The sequence below is a fragment of the Streptomyces sp. MnatMP-M17 genome (assembly GCF_900091995.1).
GTDB lineage: Bacteria > Actinomycetota > Actinomycetes > Streptomycetales > Streptomycetaceae > Streptomyces.
In genome coordinates, this window is record NZ_FMDK01001163.1 from 1 (window position 1) to 1,379 (window position 1,379).

Below are 1,379 nucleotides of genomic sequence, written 5' to 3' on the forward strand. Positions count from 1 at the left end.
TCGGCGCGGGCGCGCACGGTGGCCCGGCGGCTGCCGCTCGCCGGAGTGCCGTTCGCGGTGAAGGGACCGTCCGGGATCCGGTCGTACGCGGCGGAGCGCCTGATCGCGGTGGGTGCGGTGCCGGTGGGCTCGACGGCGGTGCCCGGGCCCGGAACGTACTGGCAGACCTGGGGCCAGGGCAGACACGGCCGTACGGTCAATCCGTACCGCGCCGACCGTACGCCCGGCGGATCCTCGGCGGGCTCCGCGGTGGCGGTCGCGGCCGGGATGGTGCCACTGGCCACGGGCAGCGACGGAGCGGGCTCGGTACGGATCCCGGCGGCCTGGTGCGGTGTGTTCGGGCTGAAGACGACGAACGGGCTGCTGCCCTCGCCGGACCGTACGGGACTGGCCTCGGCGGGCGTACTGGCACGGTCGGCGGCGGAGGCACGGCCGTATCTGCGCTGTGTGCTCGGCACACACGAACCGGTTTACGACACGGCTGACGATCTGGCTGACGAACCAACTGCCCTGTCCCTGCCGGTGCCCGCGGTCTACTCGCCCGATCTGGGCTACGCGCGGCCGGATCCGGAGGTGGCCGCGGTGGTACGGGCGGCGGTGGAGCGGCTGGTGACGGCGGGAGTGGTACGGCTCGTACGACCGGAGGACGCGCGGTACGCGAAGGCGCGGCGCGTGCCCAACGACCTGTTGCCGCCCAACGATCCGCTGACGCCCGCCGATCCGTTCGTACTCCTCGATCCGCGCGAGGCCTGGACGACCGTGCGCGGCGGCGAACCGTCCAGAGCCGCCCGGGCACGGGCGGCGGAGGTACGGGCGGAGAACGACCGCAGGCTTGACGCCCTGTTCGCCCGGGCGCCGCTGCTGCTCACACCGGTCACGCCGAACCGGCCGCACGGCCACGAAGGCCCGGGCGAGCTCTACTCCACCGCGCTGACCTGGGCGTTCAACCTGAGCGGGCAGCCGGCGGCAAGCATTCCGGCCGGTTTCACGGCGGACGGCTGCCCGGTCGGACTGCAACTGGTCGCGGCCCGGGGAGCGGATACCGCGCTGCTCGACATGGCAGTCGCGGCGGAGAAGCACGCGGCGCCCTGAGCGGCCCGGCCTACGGCAGCGCCTCCCACAGTGGCAGCGGCTCCCGGCGCTCGCGCCACTGCGCCGGGACCGAGCCCGTTCCCGTCCGGGCCGCGACGATGCCTCCGGTGATGGCGCAGGTGGTGTCCACGTCACCGAAGCCCTCGGCCGTCGACCAGAGCGCGGCCGGCAGATCGTCACGGTGGCGGGCCGCCGTCCAGACCGCGAACGGCACGGTGTCGTCCGCGCGGATCCGCCCGCCGTTGCCGAGCACATCGGCGGCCTTCCACGGCTCGGGGGGGGAGGGG

2 protein-coding genes are annotated in these 1,379 nt (G+C 74.6%); one reads left to right on the forward strand and one right to left on the reverse strand.

The features are described from left to right. The first annotated feature begins 18 nt into the window (after positions 1 to 18). A complete protein-coding gene (locus tag GA0115259_RS37305; protein WP_093604982.1) occupies positions 19 to 1,092 on the forward strand; it encodes an amidase family protein in 1,074 nt (357 codons plus the stop codon). A 10-nt stretch (positions 1,093 to 1,102) separates the two neighbouring features. On the opposite strand, the gene GA0115259_RS37310 is transcribed toward GA0115259_RS37305, so the two are convergent. After that, positions 1,103 to 1,379 (reverse strand): ADP-ribosylglycohydrolase family protein (locus GA0115259_RS37310; RefSeq protein WP_141716869.1); only part of this gene is annotated, 277 nt, incomplete at its 5' end.